The organism is Vibrio floridensis, from assembly GCF_021852965.1.
GTDB lineage: Bacteria > Pseudomonadota > Gammaproteobacteria > Enterobacterales > Vibrionaceae > Vibrio > Vibrio floridensis.
In genome coordinates this window covers 1-2,240 of sequence record NZ_JAKGCY010000049.1, presented here as the reverse complement: position 1 = coordinate 2,240, position 2,240 = coordinate 1, and the positions used below count along the sequence as shown (strand labels likewise).

The 2,240-nt window shown below is 41.8% G+C and carries 3 protein-coding genes; all 3 read left to right on the top strand.

Annotated features, from left to right (window positions below; translation table 11 throughout):
* Nucleotides 1–368 precede the first annotated feature (368 nt).
* The 3 genes from LZU85_RS20675 to LZU85_RS20655 all read left to right on the top strand — a co-directional run bounded on the left by LZU85_RS20675 (nt 369) and on the right by LZU85_RS20655 (nt 1,684).
* A complete protein-coding gene (locus LZU85_RS20675) occupies nt 369–701 on the top strand; it encodes a tetratricopeptide repeat protein (RefSeq protein WP_225311888.1) in 333 nt (110 codons plus the stop codon).
* Nucleotides 702–844: 143 nt separating this feature from the next.
* Nucleotides 845–1,030, top strand: a complete 186-nt coding sequence (locus tag LZU85_RS20665) for a hypothetical protein (RefSeq protein ID WP_237288424.1) — start codon at nt 845–847, stop codon at nt 1,028–1,030.
* Nucleotides 1,031–1,327: 297 nt separating this feature from the next.
* On the top strand, nt 1,328–1,684 hold the full coding sequence (locus tag LZU85_RS20655) for a DUF6404 family protein (RefSeq protein WP_043877211.1): 357 nt from the start codon (nt 1,328–1,330) through the stop codon (nt 1,682–1,684).
* The last annotated feature ends 556 nt before the right edge of the window (nt 1,685–2,240 follow it).

Sequence of the window (2,240 nt, the reverse complement as noted above, 5' to 3'; positions counted from 1 at the left end):
TATCAGATAGAGAACTTTAGTTGCAGCTAAAGTCTGGGTCTCACCTTACCCTGATTCGTTAGTTATTATCCATACAAAGCGTTCAAGAGGGACTTGGCACGCGTGGTATTTTCAATTTGCGTTGAGTTTAGTGGTTAAGTTGTCATGCGGTTACTTTTGTATTGCGTGCCTGCGCCCCTTAACGCGGCGTTATGTTCTTGGAGGAAATTGTGGGCTATCAGAGGGATAGGGTAACTTTCAGCGTTTTCCATAAACTGGCTTTAACCATTTACAAATGCCTAAAATTTAAGGTGTTAGGCGAAACAGAAAAGCTAGAGTGGCAGCAAATTTTAGTAGCCGATTGTTTGCGTGTTATAGGGTTTTGTAGTTTGGCTTATTGGCTAGCTTCCAACGTCCAAATGTCGACATCTAGCGATAAGCACAAGTTTTGGTCTACTCATATTTCGGGTATCGCGTTGCAATACGCAGGTGATATGGGTGGTGCTGAAAGAGCATACTTACAAAGCCAAGATTACGGTTGTGTGCTTTCTTTGAGTTTCAGTTTACAACACTTGGGTAAATTAAACGTGGAGCTTGGTAACTATGAACTCGCTGAAAAGCAGTTTATTGAAGCATTGGCTATTCGAACGAAACTGAAGCGTACAGACTTAATAGATTCGACCAACCGAGCAATACAAGGGTTACAAAAGCTACGAACATAACAAACAGTTCAAGTGGGATTCAGCACGCGTGGCATTTTTGGTATGCGTTGGTTTCGGTGTTGAAGTGCCATGCAGCGGCTTGGTCATTGCGTGCTTCACCCCTTAACTGGGCGTTATGCTTAATCAAATAAAATCAGTGGTTTATGGTTTTTCTTTGTTTCCTCTGCTTTTGGGTTTTGTGCGCGTCGGCAAGTTGGCTCCAGTGGGTGCTGTTGTCTGGACACCTATTCTTTGGCGCTGAAAATTTACAGAGTTGCCTCAATCAACTTTCGGGCAAGCGCGAGGTTAGGGCGGTTGGCACAATCAGAAATTTGATCTTAGGTTTTTGAGTTTTGATTACCAAATTTCAAAGTCTGATTTTCAAAACTATGAGTCATTTCGGTTTTCTACGTTTTGGCTTTTGTTTGTGAATCAAAGCCGAGTTAATCTTGTTTCCAGAAAAACGTAACTCATTGAAGCTTAAGCATAACAAGGCGTTCAAGAGGGATTCATGCCGCGTGGCATTTTTAGTATGCGGTTAGTTTTGGTGGTGAAAATGGTCTGCGGAAGGTTGGTTTATGCGGCATTCACCCCTTAACGCGGCGTTATGGCGCAAGGCATGCCAACACACATTTATAGGAATGATTATGAATAAAATGGAATTTGTCCGCTCACTGTTGGTTGAAAAGGGCATCAGTAGTCGTTTAGCTAAACCTTATCCATATCTATTCTACAAATTGGCTCGTTTAGACATGAAGCCAAGGGTATTTGAAAGTCCGTTGAAACTATTTGTCCTTCAATCAGTTTTTGGCGCTGTTTTTTGGGGTGGGTTCATGTGGCTCTTCATTTGGCAATTTCAGGGTTTTTCTGTTTCTCAGGTGTATGCGTCTTTGTTCTTTGGTGTGTTTACCGGTCTGTTTCTTGCGATTGATGTCGCGAGGGGGCGTAAGAAGCATGGGTTAACTAATTTGGATAGTTGGCTTAAAGAAAATAACGTAGAGTAGCGCCATAACAAGCAATTTAAGAGGGATTCACAATGCTCGGCATTTTGGGTTCTACTTCAAATTTAGTGTTTATGGCACAATGCTTTAGGTGTGGGTGGCAGCGTTGCTCACCCCTTAATTGGGCGTTATGTTTAATCACGTAAAATCAGTTGGTTGCATTTTTTCTTTGCTTTCTCGGCTTTCTAATTTTGGTCTTGTCGGCAAGTTGGCTTAATAGGGCGCTGTGTTTTCTGGACATCCATTCTTGGGCGCTGAAAATTCAGGGAGCTGCCTCAGTCAATTTTCGGGTAAGCACGAGGTTAGGGCATCTGGCTCAATCGGAAATTTGAACTTAGGTTTTTGAGTTTTAGCAGCCAAATTCTAAAGTCTGATTTTCAAAAAATTATTAGTCATTTCAGTCTTTTAGATTCTGGTTTTGGTGTGTAAAGGTAAGTCGAGTTAAGCTCTTGGTATCGTAAAACTTAACCCCTTGAGTCTTAAACATAACAAGAGACTATGGCGTCAATAGTTAATTTTTGGCGCTATCTGCATTCCACATACAGCCATCTCTGAGCAT